We start from the raw sequence: 2810 nt of genomic DNA, 5'->3' as shown, positions 1-2810 counted from the left end.
CGATCCGAGAGCCGATCACTCGCCGGCAACTTCACCTGTCCAGGCCTTGGCACAAACCACTCAACGACCGAATCACACCAAAGTCACCGGTATTGGCCCTAGGACGCCGCCTGGAGCAGGGCGCCGTCCTGCCACTTGAGGATCTTGTCGAAGCTGACGATGGCCCCGCGGAGCGGGTGGTTGCGGAGCTGGACGTGGTCGGTGAGGGCGTGGATGAGGAAGAGGCCGCGGCCGGATTCGGCGGTGAGGTCGGGGAGGGTGTCGAGGTCGACCGGGCGGAGGGTGGGGGCCGCGGGGCGGTGCGGGAGGACGTGGGTGTCGTAGGGGCGGCCCTCGCGGCGGGGGCGGTGGGCGGTGAGGACGCGGGCCGGGACGGTGGCGCGGCCGCGGCGGGGGCGGCGGGTCGCGTGGCCGGCCGGGGCCGGGGCGGCCGGGCGGCGGGCGGGCGGGGCGCTGGGGGCGGGCAGCCCGGGGCCGGAGTCGGTGACCTCGATCCGCAGCCGGTCGCCGCTGATCGCGGCGGTGACCTGGAAGCCGTCGTCGGGCCGGCCGGTGGCGCCGTGTTCGACGGCGTTGGCGCAGGCCTCGGTGAGGGCGACGCCGAGGTCGTGGGCGATCTGGGGGTCGACGCCCGCGGTCGCCATGGCACCGAGCAGGATGCGCCGGGCCAGCGGAACGCTGGCCGGGTCGCGCTTGAGGTGCAGAGTCCACCAGATGTCCACGGGAGGTCCCTCCTGGCTGCGGCTCCACATACAACTAGGTATCTCCGGGCGATTCGGCGGTGAACCGTGCCCGGGGGCGGCTACCGCCCGTTCGGCGGATGGACTGGGGACGGGGGTCTGTGCCGGAGGGCGCATGCGGTGGGGTGCACGCCGCGGCCGAACGGGGCATTCGTAGGGATTTCCCACCCTGCCCGTGTCGGCCGTGTACGCGATGAGATGATGGCCCGGCCATGACTGCCCTCCCCGCCGCCCCGTTCCAGGGCACCCCCGTCGTCGATTCGACGCAGCCGGCCCGGCCGGTGGGGGCCGCCTGGGACCTGCGGCTTGCCCGGGCCGTCCCGTTCGCCCTGGTGTGCACGCTGATAGCGGCCGCCGGGCACGCGCTGGCGGGTGGCGGGAACGTGCCGCCGGTCGCGCTGGCGACGGGCTTCGCCGCGGTGCTGGTGCTCGCGGTGGCGTGCGGCGGGCGGGAGCGCTCGCTGGCGGGCATCTCCGGTGCGCTGGGCGCGGGTCAGCTGGGGCTGCACCTTCTGTTCCACGGCCTGGGCGGCCACGGGATGCACGACGGCATGCCGATGAGCGTGCCGCAGGCGGCCGGGCGGCTGATCTGCAACGAGGCCCGGCCGGGCACCCTGGTGGGCCTGCCCGCCGGCACCTCGCCGGAGCAGCTGGTCTCCTCGGCGGGCCTGGATCCGCACGCGTACGCCGCCGCGCCCTGGTGGCAGCAGGGCGGCGTGCTGGGGATGACGCCGTCGATGCTGGCCGGGCACCTGGTCGCCGCGCTGGTGGCGGGCTGGTGGCTGCGGCGCGGCGAGGCGGCGCTGTGGCGGCTGCTGCGGGTGGCGGCGTCGGCGGCCCGGGAGCACTGGGCGGCGCCGCTGCGCTCGGCCCTGGTGCTGGTGGCCGCGCTGCTGCGCGGTCTGTTCGGCATGGCCGGTCCGGTCCGCCGGTTCGGTGCGGGCGGCGGCGGGAGCCGGCTGCCCGCGGGTGCGGTGCTGCGGCACAGCGTGGTGCGGCGCGGGCCGCCGTGCGGGGCCTTCGCGTACTGATCCGGCGTTGCTGCGTACCCCGAGGAGGGGTGCCGGCCGACCGGGTGCGGTGCGCGGTGTCCGGGCCGTTCCGTCCGTCCACGGCGACGGCGGCCCCTGGTCCTGCCCCCCACGTCCGCGCGTGCAGCCCGCCGTCGAGAGCGGCGGTCACGTGCCGAGCTCCGATCGGAGACCCCCCATCATGCGTTCCCTTCCCACCCGCCGTCTCGCCGCCGTCGCCCTGACCGCCGCCGCCTCGGTGGTGGCGCTGGCCGGCCCCGCCTTCGCGCACGTCACCGTGAACCCGGGTTCGGCCGCGCAGGGCGGCTACACGGCCGTCGACTTCCGGGTGCCGAACGAGAGCGACACGGCGAGCACGGTGAAGCTGGAGGTCAACCTGCCGCTGGACCACCCGCTGGCCTCGGTCCGGACCCTGCCGCTGCCGGGCTGGACGGCCGCCGTCGAGAAGGCCAAGCTCGACAAGCCGATCAAGGTGCACGGCAGCGACGTCAACGAGGCCGTCTCCAAGATCACCTGGACCGCCGACCCGGGCACCAAGATCGCCCCCGGCCAGTTCCAGGAGTTCCGGGTCTCGCTCGGCCCGCTGCCGACCGACGCCGACAGCATGGTCTTCAAGGCCCTGCAGACCTACGACAACGGCGACGTGGTCCGCTGGATCGACGAGGCCGCGGCCGGCCAGCCCGAGCCGGCCCACCCGGCCCCGGCCCTCAAGCTCACCAAGGCCGCCGACGGTGACGGCCACGGCGTCTCCGCCTCCGCCTCCCCGGCGGCCGGCGCCCACGGCGGCAGCTCCGACCACGCCGCCGCCTCCGACGGCGACGCCAAGTCCAGCGACAGCACCGCCCGCACCCTCGGCGTGGTCGGCATCGTCGTCGGCGTGATCGGCACCGCCGTCGGCGTGCTCGGCCTGCGCCGCAAGAACAGCGGCTCCGCCTCCTGACCCCTCGCCGGGGGGGGGGGGGGGGGGGGGGGGGGGGGGGGGGGGGGGGGGGGGGGGGGGGGGGGGGGGGGGGGGGGAGGAGCAAAAAACAAGAAGGAG

General features: G+C 76.1%; 3 protein-coding genes. 2 read left to right on the top strand and 1 reads right to left on the bottom strand.

Features of this window, described 5'->3' with window-relative positions:
- Positions 1–98: 98 nt before the first annotated feature.
- On the bottom strand, positions 99–722 hold the full coding sequence (locus ACZ4W5_RS37915) for an ATP-binding protein (protein ID WP_360239584.1): 624 nt from the start codon (positions 720–722) through the stop codon (positions 99–101).
- Between the two features lie 230 nt (positions 723–952).
- Between ACZ4W5_RS37915 and ACZ4W5_RS37910 the strand changes: the two genes are divergently transcribed.
- Together ACZ4W5_RS37910 and ACZ4W5_RS37905 are read left to right on the top strand one after the other, a co-directional pair.
- A complete protein-coding gene (locus tag ACZ4W5_RS37910; protein WP_465659803.1) occupies positions 953–1771 on the top strand; it encodes a hypothetical protein in 819 nt (272 codons plus the stop codon).
- A 181-nt stretch (positions 1772–1952) separates the two neighbouring features.
- Positions 1953–2711: a YcnI family copper-binding membrane protein gene (locus ACZ4W5_RS37905; protein WP_402481722.1), complete on the top strand. Its 759-nt coding sequence runs from the start codon at positions 1953–1955 to the stop codon at positions 2709–2711.
- Positions 2712–2810 lie beyond the last annotated feature (99 nt).

The organism is Kitasatospora sp. NPDC029367, assembly GCF_055569135.1.
This window is presented reverse-complemented; position numbering and strand designations above follow the sequence as displayed.

Bases quoted from the DNA above. Each gene is read 5' to 3' on its own strand.
- ACZ4W5_RS37905 (WP_402481722.1), top strand. From the start codon at position 1,953: ATGCGTTCCCTTCCCACCCGCCGTCTCGCCGCCGTCGCCCTGACCGCC.
- ACZ4W5_RS37910 (WP_465659803.1), top strand. From the start codon at position 953: ATGACTGCCCTCCCCGCCGCCCCGTTCCAGGGCACCCCCGTCGTCGAT.